The organism is Pedobacter sp. KH_004 (assembly GCF_057840755.1).
Genome location: NZ_CM174519.1, coordinates 4333050 through 4355036, shown reverse-complemented (window position 1 = coordinate 4355036; position 21987 = coordinate 4333050). Strand labels below are relative to the sequence as shown.

Here is a 21987-nt window from a genome sequence, read left to right as displayed (position 1 = left end):
ATGGTTCCAGAGGTTATGCGCTTTTGTAATTTGTACTCTCAGCATCTCCCCACAATTCTTCTATGCCATAAAAATGGCGTTTTTCAGTTTTAAAAATGTGCACAACCACATCAAAATAATCAAGAATAATCCAGTCTGCAGATTCGAAACCTTCCTTATGTCTAGGGTCGGTTTGAGTCGCTTTATAGATTTCTTTTTCTACACTATCGGCAATTGCTTTCACCTGAGTACTGGAATTTGCACTCGTTATTATAAAATAATCTGCTACAGATGTATGAATATTTTTTAGATCTAACCGCACTATATCTTCTCCTTTTTTCTCTTGAATGCCATGAACGGCTAACTCAGAAAGGTATGTAGAAAGGGCTACTATTTTCTTTTTTACCATTAAAATGCTTTAATTTTGGAATTACAATATTATAAATTCAACCCTTGCAAAATAACACTTTTTCGACACTATTTGTTGGTCAAAATTTAATCAAATTAAAAGAGGTTGATTCTACGAATAACTTTTTAAAAGAACTGGTGTCAAAATCCGAGCCATTACCCGAAGGAACTGTAATTATGGCAGATAATCAATTCGCTGGTAGAGGGCAACAGAATAGCGTTTGGCAAACGCAGGTCGGTAAAAACATCAGTTTGAGTATCTATCTTAAACCATCATTCTTGCCTCTTGATAAACAGTTTTATCTCAATATGGCGGTTAGTTTGGCCATTAGTGAAACTTTATCATATTTTATCACGAGCGGAATCAGTATAAAATGGCCCAATGATATGTACTATTTAGATAAGAAACTAGGTGGCGTTTTAATAGAAAACGCACTGACAGGAACAATCATAAAATCATCCGTTATTGGCATTGGTTTAAATATCAATCAAACCGATTTTCCCGAAGAAATAGCGCAGCGTGCAACCTCTGTCATTCAGATTTTACGAAAAGAGTTTCAGCTGGAAGTAATTATGGAGAAATTATTCGCCTTTATGGAGAAATACTACCTAGTTTTGAAATCGGGAAAATTTGAAAGCCTTAAAAATCGATACCTCGAAAAGTTATACGCCATAAATAAACCGGCATATTATAAAAAAGATGGACGGGTTTTTGAAGGTGAGATTATAGGAGTTGAAGATGAGGGGCGATTAATAATGAAGGTAGATAATCATCAAAAATCTTTTAACTTTAAACAAATTGAATTCACACACACAAAATAAACACACAATGAAAAAAATCACACTGGCATTATCAATGGTATTGTTTACTGTTGTTGCGGCATTTGCTCAAATCGAGAAACCAGTTACCTGGTCTTATGCAGCAAAAAAAGTTAGTAAAACTGAAGCTGTTTTATATTTAAAAGCAACTATTGATGATAGATGGCACATCTACTCTCAAAATGTTAAAGACGGAGGTCCGGTAAAAACGACTTTTGCTTTCTCACCTTCGAAAGATTTTTCATTAGTGGGTAAAACTACTGAGCCAAAAGCCATTACGAAATACGAAGACACATTTAAAATGAACGTAAGTTACTTTGAGAAATCGGTAATCTTTACTCAGAAAGTTAAATTGAATAAAGCCACCACAACAGTTAAAGGCAACGTAGAGTTTATGGTTTGTAACGATAGACAATGCTTGCCGCCGGAAGAAGTTGAGTTTAGTATCCCGGTTAAATAATTGATATTAAAAGTATTACCTAACAGTCCCGAATTTTTCGGGACTGTTTCTTTTTAAAGTAAAATCTGAGGTCCATCCGGCATTAGCAGGATGTCTTTATGAAATTATTCTTAATTTCACGCCTCAAACACAAAACACACAAATGAAAAAGGTTTTTTTATTGTTATTAATGGCATTAACGTTTCTGGCGTTCTCCGCTGTTAAAAGTTACGCTGCTGTAACACAGGATACTACCAGCACGGCTCCACCCGACGATATCGTTTTTACAGAGGTAGGCTCTGCACAAGATAGCGCAGCAAATAAAATTGTTGCGGATACCGTTAAAAAAGATAAACCAATTAGCCAAAATAACGTCGAGAAACCTTCTTCTTCAACTGATGGAGCCGAGAAATTGACCCTTTGGCAAACCTTTATTAAAGGTCTTTTCGGTGGCTTTCTAGCTTTTTTAATGCCTTGCATCTTCCCAATGGTACCACTAACCATTAGTTATTTTACTAAAAAAGCGGGCAGTAGAAAAAAAGGCATCGGGCAGGCCATTATCTATGGAATTTCGATCATTGTTATTTACGTGGTATTTGGCTTACTCATTACTGTTCTTTTCGGTTCAAGTAAGCTAAATGAATTAAGCAGTAGTGGCTGGTTCAACTTTGCATTCTTTATTCTACTCGTTGTATTCGCCATTTCTTTCTTTGGCGCTTTCGAAATTACCTTACCTAGTTCTTTTGTAAACAAGATCGATCAGAAAGCAGATACCAGTAAAGGTTTAGGAGGCATATTCTTTATGGCGGCCTCTTTGGCTTTAGTTTCATTTTCGTGTACAGGGCCAATAATTGGAACCTTGTTGGTAGAAGCAAGTTCAAAAGGCAATGTGCTTGGTCCGGCTGTAGGCATGTTCGGTTTTGCCCTAGCTCTGGCTCTGCCCTTTACTTTATCTGCTATTTTTCCAGGCTTTTTGAATAGCATGCCTAAATCTGGCGGATGGTTGAACAGCGTAAAAGTATGTTTAGGTTTTCTCGAATTGGCTTTAGCACTTAAATTTTTATCAGCTGCAGATTTGGTATGGCATTGGGAGTGGTTCGACAGAGAAGTTTTTCTTTGTCTTTGGATTGTGATTTTCGTATTAATGGGAATATATCTTTTGGGGAAAATCAAATTCTCACATGACAGTGATTTACCTTATGTTTCTGTACCGAGGCTGTTTTTAGCTATTCTTTCCTTTTCATTTGCGGTATATATTTTACCAGGATTATGGGGTGCTCCTGTAAGCACATTGAGCGGTTTAGCCCCGCCGATGAATACTCAAGATTTTGTTTTAGGCGGAAATGTTCAGACATCAACGCCGCCTACAGGTTTTCCTGCCAAAGTGAAATACGCTGAGAAATTACATCCACCTCGTGGCTTTAATGCATTTTTCGACTTAAATGAAGGACTTGCTTACGCTAAAGAAGTTGAAAAACCCTTATTAATTGATTTTACCGGCCACGCTTGTGTAAACTGTAGAAGAATGGAAGATCAGATATGGATTGATCCGGAGGTTGGCCGATTGATTAGAGAAGAATTCGTTCTTATTCAGCTTTATGTTGATGAGCGATCAATAGAAGTACCAGCTAATCAAGTTCACTATTCAGAAATCCTTCGTAAGCAAACCAAAGATTTAGGCGCCTGGAATGCAGATTTTCAGGCAACTACATACAATTCCAATTCTCAGCCATTTTATGTATTAGCTGGTCATGATTTGAAAACCCTTGTGGCACCTCAAGGCGCAATATTCGATGCAAAAGAATATGCGTTATATTTGCAGAGTGCCTTGGATATTTTCAATGGAAAGAAATAATTAAATGAAAAAGATAAAGAACATTGGCGTTTTAACCTCTGGCGGAGATTCGCCAGGCATGAACGCTGCCATTAGGGCCGTAGTTAGGGCCTCTATTTATTATGATATTCAAGTAACAGGTTTTATCCGCGGTTATGAAGGGCTTATCAGTAACGATTTTATCGCCATGGAGCGGAAATCTGTTGCGAACATCATTCAACGTGGCGGAACGATTTTAAAAACCGCCAGAAGTGAGGCTTTCAGAACCAAAGAAGGCCGACAGATTGCCTATAACAATTTAAAAGAAAAAAATATAGATGCCCTGATTGTGATTGGTGGAGATGGAACCTTTACGGGAGCAAATATTTTTGCACAGGAGTTCGATTTTCCGATTATTGGCCTGCCAGGAACAATAGATAACGATCTTGCTGGTACCGATTTTACCATTGGTTATGATTCCGCGATTAACACCGTTATTGATGCAGTTGACAAGATTAGAGACACCGCGGAATCTCACGACAGGCTTTTTATTGTCGAAGTAATGGGCCGCGATTCTGGTCTGATTGCTTTGAGAAGCGGTATCGGCGTAGGCGCCGAAGCGATTATGATTCCTGAAGCGAACATGAATGCAGATGACATTTTACATAAATTAGAGCATAGTAGAAAAGATAAAGCGTCGAAAATTATCATTGTTGCAGAAGGAGATGATACCGGAGGCGCATTTAAAGTAGGTGAGATTTTGCAGGAAAAATACCCGCATTATGATACCAAAGTTTCTGTTTTGGGTCACATTCAACGGGGCGGAAAACCCACCTGTATGGATCGCGTATTGGCGAGTCAATTGGGAGTTGCTGCGGTAGAAGGTTTAATTAATGGTGAAAACCGCGTGATGGCCGGTCAGGTTAACAGGGAAATTACCTTTACCCCTTTCGATCATGCCATTAAACATATTGATGCAGAAAAAGTAAGTTCTAAATGGCTGAAATTGATTGATATTTTGTCTTTCTAAACATCTTGAATAAAATAGAAAAGTCTTTCCCGCACCGGAAAGACTTTCTTTTTTTGCTTAGTTTTCCCCTTAAGCAATATCTAATCCTCTAAAATAACCGCAGTACCGTTAGCGCTAACCATAAGCATGCTACCGCCGCTACCTACTGTTTCATAATCCAAATCAATTCCCACTATTGCATTTGCCCCTAAAGCAGCTGCATATTGCTGCATTTCGTTCAAAGCCGTGTCTTTTCCTTCTCTCAAAACGCGTTCGTAAGAGCTAGACCTGCCACCAACAATATCTGTTATCCCGGCAAACAAATCTTTAAAAATATTTGCACCGATAATGGTCTCTCCAGTAACCAGACCAACATATTTTACAATTTTTCTGCCCTCAACCGAAGGCGTTGTGGTTAATAACATAGTTTCAGTTTTTATAATTAGAAGCAAATTTTATTTAATTGTTACATTTTTCTGGAAAAGCATTTCCTGTATCCTTTTAGTTTGCTGCAGTCCCGCTTTCACTTCAATCTTTTAATTGAAAAATTAAAAGTATTATGCTCCATCGGGTTTATTTCACGCGGCTTTCTGCCCTTATTTTCGCAACGCCCGCATGAGGACCAAAAAATAAATTTATGTAATCGCGAAATATTCTGCATCACTATTAAAAATCAAGGTCATGCAAATATCTAAACAACTACTCATCGTCCCTCTATTCTTCATTGCCAGTTTTGTAAAAGCACAAATGCCTGTTTTAAAGGTCCAGCAATCCAATAGCGATGCTGAAAAATCGGCGGTAAAAATGAGCAAACTCAATATCGATGTACAGATTACGGGAAACATTTCCGCCACGGTAATGACCATGACTTTCCATAACAATAGCAACAGAATATTAGAAGGAGAACTTACCTTTCCAATGCCTGAAGGCGTTACGGTTAGCCGCTACGCATTAGATATTAATGGCAAAATGCGTGAAGCCGTTCCGGTTGAAAAAGCAAAGGCAACGGAGGTTTTCGAGAGTATTGAAAGGAGACGTGTAGATCCTGGTTTATTAGAAAAAGTAGAAGGAAATAACTTCCGAACCAGAATTTACCCATTGCCAGCTAAAGGAAGTAGAACAATCATCGTAGGTTATGAGGAAGAGCTGAGTTTTAAAAAAGGAGCCTCACTCAAATATCATCTACCTCTCGATTATAATGAAAAGATTGAAGATTTCTCTCTTAAAACTACAGTTTTTGAAAGTGTACTCAAACCAGAACTTAGCGAACAGCCCGATGGCAATTTCGACATGCAGGCAAATGGCAATACTTATGTGGGCGAAATTAAAAAAATAAACTATCAACCTAAAAGCGGCTTAACCATTAATCTTCCAAAACGAAATGATTTGCCTGAAGTGCAAATGCAAAAAGCGTCAAATGGATATTATTTTTTGGTAAACGTTTTTCCAAAGGTAGAAAGCAGGTCGAAGCAATGGGCAAATCAAATTGGTTTGGTTTGGGATGTTTCTTTGAGCGGATTACAGCGGGATACTAAAAAAGAGATTGAGCTTTTAGGTTTAATAATCGCCCAAAAGCAAAATTTAACGCTTCAATTGGGCTTGCTTAACAGCGAATTTAAAAAGGAAGGCTCATATGTCATTGTGAATGGTAACTGGTCTGCCTTAAAGGCAAAACTCGAAAGCCTGGTTTATGATGGCGGGACAAACTTCAGCGCGGTAAACTCGAGATTGCTTCCTGCGGAGGAATATCTTCTTTTCACCGACGGTTTATCCACTTTCGGGAAAAATACCATTGCATTAAATAGACCTGTTCATAGTATCAATAGTGCTTTGAAAGCAGACTACAGCACCTTAAAATACATTAGTTTAAAAACCGGTGGGCAATTTATCAATCTAAACGCAACAACTGTAACAGATGCATTTAAACAATTAAACCAGGATAATCTGCAGTTTTTAGGAATTAGAAATGCAACCGATATTCGCCAAACTTATCCATCAATGCATGTAAATGTAAACGGGCATTTATCTATAGCCGGGATTTTGAACGGTTTAAACACCGAATTTATATTGCAATTTGGCCATGGAAATACAGTGGTTGCAGAGCAAATAGTTCGTTTAAATGCAACGGAACATGCTTTAAGTAGTATAGATGTGAGCCGCGTTTGGGCACAAAAGAAAATTGCCGAAATGGACATTCAATATGAGGCGAACAAATACGACATTAGCTTATTAAGCAAACAATTTGGTATTGTAACACGAAATACCAGCTTAATTGTGTTAGAAAATTTAGATGATTATTTACGTTACGACATTGCACCACCTGCAGAATTGCGTCAGGCTTACGATGCCGTTTTAAAACAACGTATAATTGATATTCAGGAACGCAAAACAAATTTGTTAAACGCTGCGGTAGTGATGACAAAAGATTTAAAGGCTTGGTGGAATACCGATTTCTATGACAAAGAACCGGCAAAACAAAACGAGCAATATCCCACGCCTGAGAACAGAATAGCCCATGGAGCGCCAGGAGGGAATGTTGTTGTCGCCCCGCGTGTTGCAGTTGCTCCAAGCCAAGTTCCGCGTTCTACTCCACAAGCTAGTCAAGCAGCGCCACCACGTGTTGATGCGGTAAGAATGCCGCCTCCAGTTGCGGCACAACGGGAAGCCGAGACAGCTGATCGTCAGGCTTTACGGGAAGTTGTGATAGTGGGCAATGCACCACAATACAAGCGAATGGAAACGGCGAGTGCAACTACAATAGTCAGATCTCAAGCCATTAATACGAGCTCAGCTTTACACGGTCGGATTGCTGGAATAAGTGTAACTAACAGTGCGGCTAGGGTGGTAGAAACACAGCCGGCTATCGTTATCCCAGAATTTAAAAGTGACAAGGATTACATGAAAAAATTGATTGGCAATCCAGATAGCGCTTATCAATCTTATTTGAAAATGCGCCCAGATTATATCACCACGCCTATGTTTTATTTCGATGTAGCCAACTGGTTTTACCAGCAAAAAGACAGCGTTAGGGCTTTAACAATTTTAAGCAGCATTGCCGATCTGGATCTGGAAAATGCTGATTTGTATAAAACCCTTGCCTACAAATTGAAGCAAACCGGCAATTATCAGGAAGAAATTTTTATTACCAGTAAAGTTTTGCAATGGCGCCCGATGGATGCACAAAGCTACCGGGATTACGCATTGGCTTTGTCCGATGCTGGTCAATATCAAATGGCATTGGATAATTTTTATAAAGTTTTAACGCAAAGTTATAATTCACAAATAGCCGATCGCGACCAGGGCATTGAGGAAATAATCATTTCTGAAATCAATAACCTGATCAGCAAACACGGAGATAAATTAAATATTAGAAAAATAGACAAGCGTTTAATTTCGGCGTTGCCAGTTGATGTTCGGGTGGTGTTAAATTGGAATAAAAATGATACCGATATCGATTTGTGGCTAACAGATCCAACTGGAGAAAAGGGTTATTACGGAAACAACCGGACAAAAATTGGCGGCAGAATTAGTAACGATTTTACATCAGGATATGGGCCAGAGCAGTTTATGATCAAAAAGGCTATAAAAGGGAAATATAAAATAGAAGTTAATTATTATGGCGATAGGCAGATCAACATCAGCGGACCTACAACCGTAACCGCGGAGATTTACACCCGTTATGCCACAGGCAAGCAGCAGAGAAAAGTAATTGTGCTACCAATGGCCGCCGATAATCGAAATGGCAACCTTGTTGGGGAGTTTAATTTTTAAAATAGCATTACAGTACAATTGATCATATAAGGCATTTAAGATTCATATAAGCCTGATTGTCTTATGTTTTCTTATATTTCTCTTATATGGTTTTTCAGCTTTCTTCATTTCGAACGCGGTGGAGAAATCTTTGGACAGAGAATGAATAAAGGTCTCTCCGCTTCGCTGTGCTATTGTCGTGATGACCGTTTAACTTTCGAATATTAAAGTAATAAGCCCGCAACTTCTTCCCAGGTATTTACGCGTTCATATTCGGTAACTAATAAATTATGTGGAGAGGTAAATAACAACGGCCTGCCAGGAAAATTCACAAAATTTTTAATCCTATCGTCAATCATAATATCGGTACTCACAATTTTTTGTCCGCAGAAAATAATATGTTGCCAGTCGATAAAAGGGAAATGATCCGTGAGCCAATCGTATTTATCTTTTAAGCAATTTGGAAATTCCATTGCGGCAGAAACAATAAATACATCGTACTTTTCCTGCAGCGCTTTAAGTACCCTTTGGCTGTCTGGAATAACTTCCAGGTCGCGGAAAAAACCCGGTTCGTTGATGTATTCAAACCATTTTCGTTCCACATCTTTCGGCACATGGTGGTAAATCTCATTGCCGGCATCAATTTTTAAATCCAATGGAACATTATAATCGCGGTTGTAAAGTTGAATAAATTTCTTAATCGGATCGGCAATTACCTCATCCATATCAATGGCAATTCTTTTCATGTTGTATCTGCAAATATTTTTGCCCAAATCTCCTGAAAATAAACTAATTAAACTATGTTTTTAATTTGCGGAATTTTTTTATCTTTGCAGCCCCGCAGCATGTAGCTCCGGGAACTATGTTGAATACATAAATACGAAAAGAAATGGCAACTAAAATCAGATTGCAAAGATTCGGTAAAAAAGGAAAACCTTTTTTCCACGTTGTGGTAGCAGATTCTCGCTCTCCACGTGATGGTAAATTTATTGAGCGTTTAGGTTCATACAACCCAAACACCAACCCTGCTACTATCGAAATTAACTTCGAAAAAACTTTAGCTTGGGTTAACAGTGGTGCACAACCAACTGATACAGCTCGTGCTATTCTATCTTACAAAGGCGTTTTATACAAAAAACACTTAGAAGGTGGTGTTAAAAAAGGTGCTTTAACACAAGAACAAGCTGACGAAAAATTCGCTGCTTGGGTTGATGCTAAAGCTGGTAAAATCTCTGGTAAAACAGAAGGTTTAGCTACTTCTAAAGCAGATGTGCGTAAAGCAGCATTAGCGGCAGAAGCTAAGAAAAAAGAAGACAGAGCAGCAGCAATCGCAGCTAAAAATGCACCAGTTGCAGAAGAAGTTGTTGAAGAAGAAACTCCAGCTGCTGAGGCAACTGAAGAAGCTCCTGCAGCAGAAGCTACTAAAGAAGAAGGAGCAGAATAATTGTAATTGTTTTGTTCAAAGAAATAGCGTTTCGAATTTCGGAACGCTATTTTTATATAAGCGATTTTCTATTCGATATCGTCATTGCGAGAAACGAAGCAATCTCATTTTTGATGATTGTGTGACTGAGATTGCCGGCTTGCAGTAGGCAGTTTTCCTCTGATGAAAACAGGGTCTCAATGACGATTATAAATTAGGTTGGTGGTTATGAAACACGAAGAAGCATTTTACGTAGGTTACGTTACAAAAACAAGGGGTTTAAAAGGTGAAGTTCAAATCTTTTTTGAATTTGATGAATACGAGCAGCTCGCATTTGATGTGATGTTTGCAGATATGAATGGAAAGCTCGTGCCCTACTTCGTGGCCGATGCGAAGCTTCAGGCAAATAAAACGGGGTACTTTAATTTCGATGACGTTGATCATATCGATAAGGCGCAACCATTGTTAAAGAAAAAGCTCTATCTGCCATTAAACCTAATGCCAGAACGTGACGAGAACGAATTCTTCTATACAGACCTTAAGGGTTTTACCGCAGTTGACAAAAGCCTTGGCGAACTTGGTGAAATTCTCGAGGTAAATGAATACCCACAACAATTTATTGCCACCGTTTTATACCAGCAAACTGAAATTCTTTTTCCGCTCAATGAAGATTTCATTGTGGAGATAGATGATGAGGAAAAGATTTTGACCCTGGATTTGCCGGAAGGCTTACTTGATATTTATCTGGAGAATTAATATCTCTCAGATAAACCTTTTTCGTGTATTTTCCGTTTAACAATGATGAAAGGTTTATTCATTTCTTTTTTGATGCTGCTAATTTTCGCAAGCTGTAATCAAACCAAAAAGCCTGAAAATAAGTCAGCAGGGGCTGAAGTTATCACGCAAAAATCCCAGCAGGATTCTATTAATGCTGTTGCTGTTAAAGCGCTTAAAGCTTTAAAAGAAAAGAACTACCAAGCATTTGCGTATTGCTTTCACCCCATTGATGGCGTTCGTTTTTCTCCCTATGGGTTCATCGATCCTACACACAAACATGTTTTAGCCAAAGATTTTTTGGAAGCCATCGATAAAAACTGGACGCTCACCTGGGGTCACTTTGATGGTAGTGGCGAGGCAATAAAGATGAAGGTTAAGCCCTATATCGAAAGGTTTGTTTACAATGAAGACTATTTAAACGCAGATCGGAAAAGCTACGATGAGTTTATCGGACAGGGCAATACGATCAACAATTTAAAGGAAAGTTATCCGAAGCTCCATTTTACTGAATACTATTTTAAAGGAAATGGCGAAAAATATAAAGGGCTTGATTGGAATAGCCTTCGTTTCGTTTTCAAAAAGCACGAGCAAGCCTATTATCTGGTAGCAGTAATTCACGATCAATGGACGATTTGATTCCTCTTTCTCCAAAATATCAACTGGATTAGTTTTATGGAATAGCGGATTAGTAAATTACGATTAGCAGAATTTTTATAGGAAATGGTGATTATGATACTGGCGATGTGTTTTTGTTAAGCCATGGCAACACAACGCTTATCGCCAAACGCCAAACTATTCTTACCTTTGCTCCATGCGTTTTGATATTATAACGGTTCTTCCGGCTTTGTTAGAAAGCCCTTTTGCACATTCCATTTTGCAGCGTGCTCAAAAAAAAGGTATTGCGGAAATTGTGGTTCATAATCTTCGTGATTATGCGACTAACAAACAAAAGAGTGTAGATGACTATCAATACGGCGGAGGAAGCGGGATGGTAATGAGTATTGAGCCCTTTGCGGCCTGTATCGAAAAGCTTCAAGCAGAAAGGGAATATGACGAGATCATTTTCATGAGTCCGGATGGGGTTACGCTAAACCAAAGCACAGCCAATGAGCTTTCCATTAAAAAGAACATCATTATTCTCTGTGGCCACTATAAGGGAATAGATCAACGTATCCGCGATATTTTTGTTACCCGTGAGATCTCCGTAGGCGATTATGTGTTAAGTGGCGGAGAATTGCCTGCGGCGATTGTAGTTGATGCCGTGGTGCGGTTAATTCCCGGTGTTTTGAATGATGAAACTTCTGCCCTTTCTGATAGCTTTCAGGGAGAGCTGCTGGATGCACCTGTTTACACCCGGCCGGCTGATTGGAGAGGCCATAAAGTGCCTGATGTTTTATTGAGTGGACATGAAGCAAAAGTGAATGAATGGAGGCATGAACAGGCATTGGAGCGTACTAAAACCCGCCGGCCTGATCTTTTGGAATAGAAGCATTTAACACGCAACAATGTGGATTTCTAAAAGATTGTGGAAAAAATAAAATTAGTTTTTATAATTGGAAAAAAATCCCTAATATTGCAATCCGAATTTCACGGGTTGAAATATCGATTTAATAGCTTAAAATCATGGATTTAGTAAAATTTGTTGAAGAGCAGGCCATCGCGAAAAAAGATTTTCCTGCGTTCAAGTCTGGCGATACAGTGAGCGTACACTATAAAATTCGCGAAGGTAATAAAGAACGTATTCAAATTTACCAAGGTGTTGTAATTCAACGCAACAGTGCAGGTGCTAACGAAACTTTCACAGTTCGTAAAATTAGTAACAGTATTGGTGTTGAGCGTATTTTCCCTGTTAATTCTCCAAACATCGAGAAGATAGAGGTAAATAGCTATGGTAAAGTTCGTAGAGCGAAATTATTCTACTTACGTGCTTTAACTGGTAAAGCTGCTCGTATCAAATCTTTGAGAAAATAATATTCTTTATTATAAGATATAGCCTTCACGATTAATTTCGTGGAGGTTTTTTTGTTTATACCTTTATTTATTATGTTAGATTCTGCATTTTTCGAACAGGTTTTTTGGGGCAACACCGTAAAAGCCTATTGCCTTTTCGGGGGAATACTTTTGTTCGGTTTGATTTTCAAGCGCATATTTTCCAAACTGTTGAGCAAACTTTTGTTTAGATTGTTCAGAAGTTTCTCTCAACAATCGCATGATGCAGCTTTTGTTTCCCTGCTGGTGAAGCCGATCGAAACCTTCATCCTGCTCGCTACACTGTATCTGTCCATAAATCAGCTTAAACACCCACTAGAGCTGGCCATTTTCCATTACAGCAAATTGGTGGGCAAAACGAAAGAAGCCATTCCAGTAAGCATAGGCGATTGTATAGACAGAATTTTTCTTTTCATGATTATCCTGTCAGTCTTCTGGATCATCTTGAGGATTATCGATTTCATCAGTCATGTTTTATTATTTAAAGCCTCACTAACCCATAATAAATCGGATGATCAACTGGTTCCGTTTCTTAAGGAACTTTTTAAAACGTTGGTGATTTTTATAGGCTTTTTTACTTTGCTGGGCTTTGTTTTCGAGGTGAATGTATTAACGCTGATTACGGGTTTAGGTATCGGTGGTATTGCTATTGCACTGGCTGCTAAGGAGAGTTTGGAAAATTTGATTGGTTCTTTTACCATCTTTTTAGATAAGCCTTTTGTGGTTGGCGATTTGGTTAAGGTTGATGGTGTTGAAGGTACTGTAGAGAAAGTGGGCTTCAGAAGCACCAGAATACGTACGGCCGAAAAAACGATGGCCACTATACCTAACCGCGGTATGATTGATGGGGTATTGGAAAACCTTTCGTTACGTGATTCGAGAAAGGTGAATTTTATAATTGGATTAACATACGAAACAACGGCAGAATCTGTTAAGAATATTATATCGGAAATCAAGGCATATATCAACCAAAGGCCAGGAACGGTTGATGTACATGCATCTTTTAAAAGCTTTGGTGATTCAGCTTTAAATATTGAAGTTAATTATTTCATTACCAACCTTGATTTCAATGAATTTTTAAGAATCAGGCAGGAAATAAATCTTGAAATTATGGATATCGTCATGCGAAATAAATCTGGTTTTGCCTATCCAACGCAACGCTTAATTAGCGACAGACCGATTAATAATGATCATGAAAAGGAAGTTGGAAATGATGCAACTGACTAAAGGCTGAAATCCAATTAAAATATCTGGTAAAAAGAAAAGCCGATTTGGAAAATCCCAAATCGGCTTTTTAATGCGGTATAATGGTGCTTAACTTAAAGTTGCCAGAGTAGTAATTCCTCCTTTTACAACCTGATTAAGCTCTACGTTTACTTTTGTTCCAACCGGTAAAAAAACGTCTACTCTTGAGCCGAATTTAATAAACCCGAATTGTTCGGTTTGTTTTACCTGATCTCCTTCTTTAACATACCATACAATTCTACGGGCTAAAGCACCTGCAATTTGGCGGAACAATACAGGGGTTCCATTTGCATGTTCAACTACAGTGGTGGTACGCTCATTTTCGGTAGATGATTTCGGATTCCACGCTGCTAAATATTTTCCAGGGTGATATTTGAAAAATTTAACTACACCAGAAATTGGATTACGGTTGATGTGAACGTTTACCGGCGACATAAATATAGAAACCTGTAAGCGCTTGTCTTTAAAATATTCACCTTCTTCTGTTTCTTCAATTACAACTACTTTACCATCTGCTGGGCAAATTACCATGTCTTCTCCAGCAGAAAAACTGCGGCTGGGATTACGGAAAAACTGTAATACAATGATGAATAACGAGGCCGAGAAGATATAAATGAACCAACGCAACCAAGTCATGTCGTAATATCTATAATCCACAACAGCGTTGATCAAGAAAATAAGTAAAATAGTTATTGCTATGGTGGTATAGCCTTCTTTGTGTATGGTCATTCCGTTAAAATTATTGCACAAAGGTGCGAAAAATAAATTAATCGGTCCGAAAAATTATCCTTCAGTCGCCCTGTAAATATCGTTTAAGTTTCTGCCCAGGCCATTGTAATCTAAGCCATAGCCAACCACAAATTCATTTGGTATTTCAAAGCCAACGTAGGCTAACTCTTCCACATCGTATTGCAAAGCGCTGGGTTTTACCAGGAGCGAACTAACTTTAACCGAAGCCGGATTTTTCTCTTTTAACGTTTTAATGATGTGGTTAATGGTTAATCCGGTATCAACAATGTCTTCTACAATGATGATGTCTCTGCCTTCTATATCATCAGGTAAGCCGATAAGTTCTTTAACTTTTCCACTACTTGAAGTTCCTTCGTACGAAGCCACACGCATGAATGCGACTTCACATGGCACATCAATCTCTTTGATCAGATCAGCCATAAAAAGAAAACTTCCATTCAGTACGCCAATAAAAAGTGGACATTTTCCTTCATAATCCAAATTAATCTGGATGCCCAGCAGACGAATCCTTTTATTCAGGTTGTCGTTCTCTAAAAAAATCTCGAATTCTTTATCGTCTACCTTTATTTTGTGCATTTATATTGTTTGTTGAAATGTTGAGATGTTGGATTTTTTTTAATGTTGAGTGTTTGATAGGCTTCGATATACAATTATTGTTTCTTAAGAGATAAAACCTGAATTGTAAATCTCAAACTGACGACTGACTACCCGCCTTCTTCCTGCTCCTTTTCCCTTCGCCGTTGTTCTCTTCGCTCTTGTCTAAGCTGTTTTTTAGTTTTTGTAGTATCGGAAGGTTTAGCGGTTACGGTATCTTTTTTGTTTCCGCCTCCAAAAATCCTGTCGAATAAATTTTTGTTTTTGTCCTGCATAATTACAGGCGGCATTCCCTCTTCGTCATCTTCAAAAGCACTGGTGTCAATTTCTACAGTGTCTGGTGCCAGATAACGGCGTAAACCTTCACGCAAACGAACATTATAAAAACCATAACCCGACGTATCTCCGGGAGTTAAACCTCTTCTCGCCATAATGTTTCCCATAAACCTGAAGTAGTTGAACATATAAGGTTTTAAACTTCCATCGGCCATAAACTTGTACATTGATGCTTTAGGTTTTGGAACAATACTGGCCAGGAACAAACCATCACCAATGGTTAAATCTGCTGGCTGCTTTCCGAAATAATACCTCGAAGCTTCGCCTATGCCATAGATGTTTTGACCAAGCTCCATAATATTAAAATATACCTCCAGCATTCGCTGTTTGCTCACTAAACGATTGTGTTCAATGAGCCAGACAATTAATATTTCTTCCGCTTTGCGGGCTAAAGTTTTCTGGCGACTTAGGTAGATATTTTTAACCAGCTGCATACTGATCGTGCTGCCGCCCCGTTTAAACTTCTTCTCCTTGTAATTTACTGCTATCGATTTTCTAATTGATTCTTCCACAAAACCATTGTGGGTATAAAATGATGGATCTTCGGCAGTTAAAACCGCGTTGATGAAATTCTTAGAAATTGCGCTTAAAGGAGTAAAATTTGGGTTTGATGGGCCAATGGTGATATCTCGCATCGGTTTTCCATACTCATATGGCGTATAGATAAATGGAGCATTAATTTTTTGAAGGTTGGTTTTTCCCCATTTTAATATCTTGAAATTTACTGGAGTTAAGGTAGAGCTGAATTTTACACTGTCTGGCACTTTGGTATCCAGATAGAAATTAAGATTATATTTTACTTTTCCTTCCACTTTCAAACCATCTAACGATTCAAATAAACCTTGCGGAAAACCATCTAAAATCGCCTGTGCATCTTGTTCTTCGGCATTTATTTTAAGCTCGTAAATTTTGTTTTTACCCAGCGTGTATTTAACGTATGGATGAATTTGGGCATTTTTAAGATAAGCAGTGGATGAACTGTCCAAAGCAACAAAATTTGGTCCAACTAAAACATCGGCATCAAGTTTTGCACTTTGAACAATAATGTCATTACTCGCTATCCTTGCCTGGTTAAGCAACATATTTTTGACCGACCATGCACCCGATATTTTGTAATTATCGCCACTGTATCCTGCATCTTTAAGCTCGGTTTCAAGCGTATCGAAACTTACTTTTGCATGGAGCTTATTATTTAAATAAGGCAATTCCAGTTTTTTTCCATCAGCATAAGCTATAAACTTTAAGCGCTTACTACCTGGGTTTACAAGTCCGTCGACGTGCCAGGTAGATTCACCTTCATTTACATTAATAGTAGATTTTAAATCGCCGTCATCTATTGTCGCTGTGGTAGCAAAACTCAATTTTGCCGTATCGTGGTCATTGAACTTGAAAACCATATTTTTCATGTCCATATCATCAGGAATTTTATACAAAACCTGATTCAATAAATTATTGGCAATTTCGGGTAGGTTGGCCTTCCCTTTATTCTCGGTACTGTCTTTTTTCTTTCTTTTGAGGATGAAATCGATATTACTGGTCGAATCTTTGAATACTACATTCACAAAGCCATCGCTTAGTTCTACTTCAGCAAGCTTAACGTTTCCAAAAATCAATGGAAATAACTTTACGCCAACACTCAATTCACCGATATTGGAAAGCGTGTCTCTATCTTTCGGAACCACCGAAATGTTGGTCATTTTTACGGTGCTCATCCCTGCAAAGCCTGCAGATCCGATTTTCACCTCTAAACCATAATCTTTATGGGCTTTTGCAATGGCTTTGGTCACCATTTTTTTCAGAAGCGCCTCCCTTTTACTATAAGCGTAAGCACCGATAGCAAGGAAAGCAATTAAAAAAACACCTAAAACCCACGCTCCAATTTTTAAATATTTTTTAGGGATTTTAATTTTCGGTATGCGCATATAGTCGTTAAAATGGTTAATTGCTTAAACGTAACAATTAAATGTTTATTTCGTGTTAAAATTACAGTTTAATACCCTAAATAAAAGTATTTGTGGCTATGTTTTGTTAATTTTGAATCTAAATTAATACGATGCCGATTAGCCCGCAACAAGTTTTAGATGCTTTAAAAAATGTAGAGGATCCCGATCTTAAGAAAGATTTAGTGACCTTAAACATGATTAAGGATTTACAAATAGATAACAACCAGGTAAACTTTACATTAGAGCTTACTACGCCTGCTTGCCCGATGAAGGACATGCTGAAAAATGCCTGTACAAATGCAGTCAAGCACTTTGTATCTGCAGATGCTGAAGTAAATATCAATGTAACTTCCAGGGTAACTCAACCAACAAACACATCTTCACTAGATAACATTAAGAACATCATTTTGGTTTCATCTGGAAAAGGTGGTGTTGGCAAATCTACCGTATCGAGTAATTTAGCTGTGACCTTGGCGAAGGATGGTGCAAAAGTGGGTTTAATAGATGCCGATATTTATGGGCCTTCTGTACCTACCATGTTTGATTTGGTTGACGCCAAACCCGGCGCAGAAGAAACCGCTGATGGGAAAACTAAAATTATCCCGATTGAAAAGTATGGGATAAAATTGTTATCGCTTGGCTTTTTTGCAGATCCTGGCCAGCCCGTGCCGTGGCGTGGGCCAATGGCTTCTAACGCGGTGAAGCAATTATTTAACGACACCAATTGGGGTGAACTGGATTATCTAATTGTCGATCTTCCACCGGGCACAGGCGATATTCACATCACCATTACCCAAAGCTTCCCCATTTCTGGAGCCGTGGTGGTGACTACCCCGCAACAAGTAGCCCTGGCCGATACCCATAAAGGTTTGGCCATGTTCCGTATGCCTGGAATTAATATCCCGATTTTAGGTGTGGTAGAAAACATGTCGTACTTTACGCCAGCAGAATTGCCTGACAACAAATATTACATTTTTGGAAAAGGCGGAGGAACTATTTTAGCAGAGCGATTTGATGTTCCATTTTTGGGTGAAATTCCGATAATACAGAGCATTGCTGAGGCTGGAGACAATGGTAAGCCGGTAGCGCTAAACCAAAATCCGCTTTTGGATGTTATCTTTGGAGATATTGCAAGCAAGATTGCACAGCAGATATCCATTAATAATGCAGAAATGGCTAATTGCTAAAAAATTACTATTTTTATATTTTAAAATACACATAATGAATTTAACAGAGCAAGTAGAACAGGCATTAGAAACTATCAGACCCTATTTGAAGGCTGATGGAGGGGATGTTTCTGTTGAAGAAATTACATCAGAAGGAATGGTAAAGCTTAAACTTTTAGGCAGCTGCGGTTCTTGTCCGATGAGTTTCATGACTATGAAATCGGGCATTGAACAGGCAATTATGAAAGCCGTACCTCAAATTACTTCAGTAGTGGCCGTTAACATGGCAGAGCAAGTTTAGCTTTAACAATATTTAACAAGGAAGTTTTATTTTTAAAATTACTTTTGTCTTAATGAGATATTGTATTGCCCTAATTTGCCTTCTTTTTTCTACCGCTGCTTTTTCACAACAAAGATCAGCAGAAGAAAAACTTATACAATTTTCTGGGATCATTACTGATATCGATAGTACAAACGTAATTCCTTACGTTACCATCACCAATCTGTCTGCAAATGGTAAACGTGTAGCAGCCGATTACAGAGGTTATTTTACTTTTATTGTAAATCCGGGTGATACCATTCTTTTTACGGCCATAGGATATAAAAAATTCTCAACAGTTATACCAACCGGAACACCCGACAGTAAATACACCATTATGGTTAAGCTGAAAGCCAATGTAATCGATTTGCCTTCGGTAAGGGTTTTCCCATGGGCTACTACAGAAGAGTTTACCCGGGAGTTCCTTTCAATGAAATTAGCGGATGATGATATGGCGATAGCGAAGAAAAACCTCTCCAGATCATCGATCAATGGCTTAATTCAAACGCTACCACGTGATGGACAGGAAATTGGAAGCCAGAATTATCGTTATAATTTTGATAGGATGATTAACAAGAACATGGTGCAAACCAACCCTCTGTTAAATCCTTTTGCATGGGGTAAGCTGATGCAACAGATATTCGATGGGGATAAGAAGAGAAATGAGAATTGAGTCTTCAGTCCTGAGTCAGAAGTCTTGGATGCCTGACTTAGCCATGACACAAAAAAAGGGATAACGTTTCCGTTTTCCCTCCAAAATCTTCCCGTAAAAACCTATCGTTTTTTACTTTTATTCGGAAACTTCATTTTATAATCCGTTTTGATGTTTCCTTTTGAAATGGCATCTAACTTACTCTTTAGCATTGTTTTACGCAAAATGCTAACCTTATCGGTGAAGAGTTTACCCTCAATATGGTCGTACTCATGTTGAATTACCCGAGCAGGTAAGCCATCAACATCTTCAGTATGTTCTACCCAGTTTTCATCAAAATAATTCACTTTGATGTTGGGTTTGCGCATAATGTTTTCCCGAATATCCGGAATGCTTAAACAACCTTCATTAAAGCTCCAGGGTTCACCGGTTTCTTCTACAATTCGGGCATTGATAAATACTCTTTTATAGCCTGGCGTTCCATCTTCCTCTTCCCCGGTATCGACTATAAATAAACGAATGGGTAAGCCAATTTGCGGTGCCGCCAAACCAACGCCATTTGCAAAGTACATGGTATCAAACATGTTTGCAATCAACTCTTTTAATTCAGGGTAATTTTCATCAATATCGGTTCCCACCTTTTTTAAAACAGGATCTCCGTAAGCTACTATTGGTAATTTCATTGTGTAATATATTTTCTTGTCGGCCGTCATTGCGAGGCACGAAGCAATCTTAATGCACCATGCTTAATCGCGATAGTTTACTATTGCTTCGTGCCTCGCAATGACGAACCAGGTCAACCACAAGCGTTGCGGTTAATTTCTACAAAAATAGCAATTATTCCAGTATCGGACTGAATGTAAAAATATTCAATTGCTCTGGTAGGAAAACCTCATCTACAATTTGAGCCATTTCTGTCGTGCTCACTTTATTAATTCTCTCAAAAACCTGCGCCAACGAATCGATTCTGTCATGATCAATCAGGCTTTTTGCCATTGAAATAATTAATCCGATCCTGTTCTCTTCACTTAAAGCAATCTGACCGATAAACTTATTTTTTGCTTTTTGTAACTGCAACTCATTCAAAGGGTGATCCTTTAACTTTTTCATCTCTTTAAAAATTAAAGTCAATGCCTTCGTGTGTTTTTCTTTATCCGTACCGAAATAGATCGAAAAAATTCCGGTATCGCTTAGCGGCGAAAAATTAGATTCGATGGTATAGGCAATGCCGTATTTTTCTCTGATTTGAAGATTCAACACCGAACTCATTCCGTTGCCCCCGAAATAATTATTCAGTAACATTAAACCTGCCTTATTTTTGTGGTGAGTGGAGTACGTTTGCCCGCCGACAATACAATGCGATTGCATAATAGGCTTATAAATGTCGGTCGAAGTTGAATTTAAAACAGCAGGTTTTTTTCGGTTTAGCGAAGGGGAGTTTTCTTCTACATCACTAAAATGTTTTGTGCCCTTTTTTACTACGCTATTAAAACTGTAATCTCCCAAAACAGCTACTACAATTTCATTGGTTCGATAATTCGCTTTGCGGAAATTGATCACATCCTCACGGGTAAAATTGCTTACGCTTTCTACAGTGCCCAGGATGTTATTACCCAAAGCATTTCCAGCAAAAAGCATGTCTTCAAAATCATCATTAATGGCTTCTTCGGGTTGATCTAGATAAGAAGCAATTTCATCAAGGATTACGCTTTTTTCTTTGTCCATTTCTTCCTCAGGGAAAGTAGAATGGAAAATAATATCGTTAAAAAGGTCAAGGGTGCGATCTAAATAAGGATTTAAAAACGAAGCATGGATGCAGGTATATTCTTTTGTGGTATAGGCATTTAAATCTGCGCCCACACTCTCTAAACGGTTTAAGATCTGATTTGTACTACGTTTTTCCGTTCGCTTAAAAATTAAATGTTCGATAAAATGGGCCAAACCTGCTTTTCCTTCGGGCTCATCACGAGAACCGGTATTGATAATGATGCAGGCATGAGATATAGTAGACGCCGAGGGCACATGCAACAAGCGGATGCCGTTCGGTAAAGTATGAACATTGTATTCCATTGGCAGGCAAAGATACGGCTATTTGATTACAAAGCCTCGGTATCTGGATATTGCAATTGTAAAGCAGAAATCAATTTATCTGTAGTAGGATGCTTTAATGCCAGAAAAATAAAATTTGCAGCGGCGAACAAGAGGAAAAATGAATTGTGCGTAATGAAGAAGCCGACAACATTAAAAAGTGCCCCCCCTTCTAAAAGTGCAGCGCTAATGATAAAGGCACTTTGGTACAAATTGATTTTTGTTTCTGCTGTTTCTGTTTTATTAATTTTAACGATTAGGTTTTTAAAGAAAAAAATGCTCGCCGAAATGGTGATCAGCCCCATAATTGGAAAAATCGGGTTGAATGGTGCGGTAGTCGCCGGGTTGGCATCAAAAAACATGATTTCGCGATTTAAAAAAATAGTTACTAAAGCGAAAAGCAAAACGCCGCTGCATAAGGCAAGGTGAATAATTTGGAGTGTTTTTAGTTTGGTGTTCATTATGGATTTATAATATGTCGGATTAAA

Annotated in this window: 23 protein-coding genes; 14 read left to right on the top strand and 9 right to left on the bottom strand. The window is 38.4% G+C overall.

What is annotated here, in order from left to right:
* Positions 1 to 13: 13 nt before the first annotated feature.
* On the bottom strand, positions 14 to 388 hold the full coding sequence (rsfS, locus tag AC3ITD_RS18750; RefSeq protein WP_056850566.1) for a ribosome silencing factor: 375 nt from the start codon (positions 386 to 388) through the stop codon (positions 14 to 16).
* Between the two features lie 44 nt (positions 389 to 432).
* On the opposite strand from rsfS, the gene AC3ITD_RS18745 reads away from it, so the two are divergent.
* From AC3ITD_RS18745 to pfkA, 4 genes are all read left to right on the top strand, one after another.
* Positions 433 to 1209 (top strand): biotin--[acetyl-CoA-carboxylase] ligase, encoded by a 777-nt coding sequence (locus AC3ITD_RS18745; protein ID WP_489362049.1) that lies wholly within the window; start codon positions 433 to 435, stop codon positions 1207 to 1209.
* Positions 1210 to 1216: 7 nt separating this feature from the next.
* Positions 1217 to 1666: a protein-disulfide reductase DsbD domain-containing protein gene (locus AC3ITD_RS18740; RefSeq protein ID WP_489362047.1), complete on the top strand. Its 450-nt coding sequence runs from the start codon at positions 1217 to 1219 to the stop codon at positions 1664 to 1666.
* Between the two features lie 142 nt (positions 1667 to 1808).
* Entirely contained in the window at positions 1809 to 3500 is a 1692-nt protein-coding gene (locus AC3ITD_RS18735; RefSeq protein ID WP_489362045.1) for a protein-disulfide reductase DsbD family protein, read from the top strand.
* A gap of 4 nt (positions 3501 to 3504) precedes the next feature.
* A complete protein-coding gene (pfkA, locus tag AC3ITD_RS18730) occupies positions 3505 to 4488 on the top strand; it encodes a 6-phosphofructokinase (RefSeq protein WP_489362043.1) in 984 nt (327 codons plus the stop codon).
* A gap of 80 nt (positions 4489 to 4568) precedes the next feature.
* Here pfkA and AC3ITD_RS18725 read toward each other — a convergent pair whose 3' ends face one another.
* Positions 4569 to 4892 (bottom strand): heavy metal-binding domain-containing protein, encoded by a 324-nt coding sequence (locus tag AC3ITD_RS18725; RefSeq protein ID WP_265797167.1) that lies wholly within the window; start codon positions 4890 to 4892, stop codon positions 4569 to 4571.
* Positions 4893 to 5148: 256 nt separating this feature from the next.
* Here AC3ITD_RS18725 and AC3ITD_RS18720 point away from each other — a divergent pair, with 256 nt between their 5' ends.
* Complete coding sequence (locus AC3ITD_RS18720; RefSeq protein ID WP_489362041.1) at positions 5149 to 8238, top strand: DUF2135 domain-containing protein; 3090 nt, start codon at positions 5149 to 5151, stop codon at positions 8236 to 8238.
* Positions 8239 to 8441: 203 nt separating this feature from the next.
* On the opposite strand, the gene AC3ITD_RS18715 is transcribed toward AC3ITD_RS18720, so the two are convergent.
* Entirely contained in the window at positions 8442 to 8963 is a 522-nt protein-coding gene (locus tag AC3ITD_RS18715) for a 5' nucleotidase, NT5C type (protein WP_265797165.1), read from the bottom strand.
* Between the two features lie 143 nt (positions 8964 to 9106).
* On the opposite strand from AC3ITD_RS18715, the gene AC3ITD_RS18710 reads away from it, so the two are divergent.
* From AC3ITD_RS18710 to AC3ITD_RS18685, 6 genes are all read left to right on the top strand, one after another.
* Complete coding sequence (locus tag AC3ITD_RS18710; protein ID WP_265797164.1) at positions 9107 to 9661, top strand: 30S ribosomal protein S16; 555 nt, start codon at positions 9107 to 9109, stop codon at positions 9659 to 9661.
* Between the two features lie 207 nt (positions 9662 to 9868).
* Positions 9869 to 10396, top strand: a complete 528-nt coding sequence (gene rimM / locus AC3ITD_RS18705; RefSeq protein WP_265797163.1) for a ribosome maturation factor RimM — start codon at positions 9869 to 9871, stop codon at positions 10394 to 10396.
* A gap of 42 nt (positions 10397 to 10438) precedes the next feature.
* Positions 10439 to 11053 (top strand): hypothetical protein, encoded by a 615-nt coding sequence (locus AC3ITD_RS18700; protein WP_489362038.1) that lies wholly within the window; start codon positions 10439 to 10441, stop codon positions 11051 to 11053.
* Between the two features lie 175 nt (positions 11054 to 11228).
* Positions 11229 to 11903 carry a tRNA (guanosine(37)-N1)-methyltransferase TrmD gene (trmD, locus tag AC3ITD_RS18695; RefSeq protein ID WP_056850557.1) on the top strand — a complete coding sequence of 225 codons (675 nt, stop codon included), beginning with the start codon at positions 11229 to 11231 and terminating at the stop codon, positions 11901 to 11903.
* Positions 11904 to 12040: 137 nt separating this feature from the next.
* Complete coding sequence (rplS, locus tag AC3ITD_RS18690) at positions 12041 to 12388, top strand: 50S ribosomal protein L19 (protein WP_056850556.1); 348 nt, start codon at positions 12041 to 12043, stop codon at positions 12386 to 12388.
* A gap of 72 nt (positions 12389 to 12460) precedes the next feature.
* On the top strand, positions 12461 to 13633 hold the full coding sequence (locus AC3ITD_RS18685; protein ID WP_489362035.1) for a mechanosensitive ion channel family protein: 1173 nt from the start codon (positions 12461 to 12463) through the stop codon (positions 13631 to 13633).
* A gap of 87 nt (positions 13634 to 13720) precedes the next feature.
* On the opposite strand, the gene AC3ITD_RS18680 is transcribed toward AC3ITD_RS18685, so the two are convergent.
* The 3 genes from AC3ITD_RS18680 to AC3ITD_RS18670 all read right to left on the bottom strand — a co-directional run bounded on the left by AC3ITD_RS18680 (position 13721) and on the right by AC3ITD_RS18670 (position 17253).
* Positions 13721 to 14380 (bottom strand): phosphatidylserine decarboxylase family protein, encoded by a 660-nt coding sequence (locus AC3ITD_RS18680; RefSeq protein ID WP_265797160.1) that lies wholly within the window; start codon positions 14378 to 14380, stop codon positions 13721 to 13723.
* A 54-nt stretch (positions 14381 to 14434) separates the two neighbouring features.
* Positions 14435 to 14977, bottom strand: coding sequence for a hypoxanthine phosphoribosyltransferase (gene hpt, locus AC3ITD_RS18675; protein WP_056850553.1), 543 nt, complete (start codon positions 14975 to 14977; stop codon positions 14435 to 14437).
* 128 nt (positions 14978 to 15105) lie between these two features.
* Complete coding sequence (locus tag AC3ITD_RS18670) at positions 15106 to 17253, bottom strand: transglycosylase domain-containing protein (RefSeq protein ID WP_489362032.1); 2148 nt, start codon at positions 17251 to 17253, stop codon at positions 15106 to 15108.
* 131 nt (positions 17254 to 17384) lie between these two features.
* On the opposite strand from AC3ITD_RS18670, the gene AC3ITD_RS18665 reads away from it, so the two are divergent.
* From AC3ITD_RS18665 to AC3ITD_RS18655, 3 genes are read left to right on the top strand one after another with little or no spacing between them, the layout of a single operon-like run.
* Complete coding sequence (locus tag AC3ITD_RS18665; protein WP_489362030.1) at positions 17385 to 18461, top strand: Mrp/NBP35 family ATP-binding protein; 1077 nt, start codon at positions 17385 to 17387, stop codon at positions 18459 to 18461.
* A 34-nt stretch (positions 18462 to 18495) separates the two neighbouring features.
* Complete coding sequence (locus tag AC3ITD_RS18660) at positions 18496 to 18741, top strand: NifU family protein (RefSeq protein WP_056850550.1); 246 nt, start codon at positions 18496 to 18498, stop codon at positions 18739 to 18741.
* 52 nt (positions 18742 to 18793) lie between these two features.
* Complete coding sequence (locus AC3ITD_RS18655) at positions 18794 to 19432, top strand: peptidase associated/transthyretin-like domain-containing protein (protein ID WP_056850549.1); 639 nt, start codon at positions 18794 to 18796, stop codon at positions 19430 to 19432.
* 101 nt (positions 19433 to 19533) lie between these two features.
* Here AC3ITD_RS18655 and def read toward each other — a convergent pair whose 3' ends face one another.
* From def to AC3ITD_RS18640, 3 genes are all read right to left on the bottom strand, one after another.
* The gene (gene def / locus AC3ITD_RS18650; protein ID WP_265797155.1) at positions 19534 to 20094 is read right to left on the bottom strand and encodes a peptide deformylase; all 561 of its coding nucleotides are present in this window, start codon (positions 20092 to 20094) and stop codon (positions 19534 to 19536) included.
* A gap of 154 nt (positions 20095 to 20248) precedes the next feature.
* Positions 20249 to 21481: a M16 family metallopeptidase gene (locus AC3ITD_RS18645; RefSeq protein WP_265797154.1), complete on the bottom strand. Its 1233-nt coding sequence runs from the start codon at positions 21479 to 21481 to the stop codon at positions 20249 to 20251.
* 26 nt (positions 21482 to 21507) lie between these two features.
* Entirely contained in the window at positions 21508 to 21960 is a 453-nt protein-coding gene (locus AC3ITD_RS18640) for a hypothetical protein (RefSeq protein WP_489362026.1), read from the bottom strand.
* Positions 21961 to 21987: the final 27 nt, after the last annotated feature.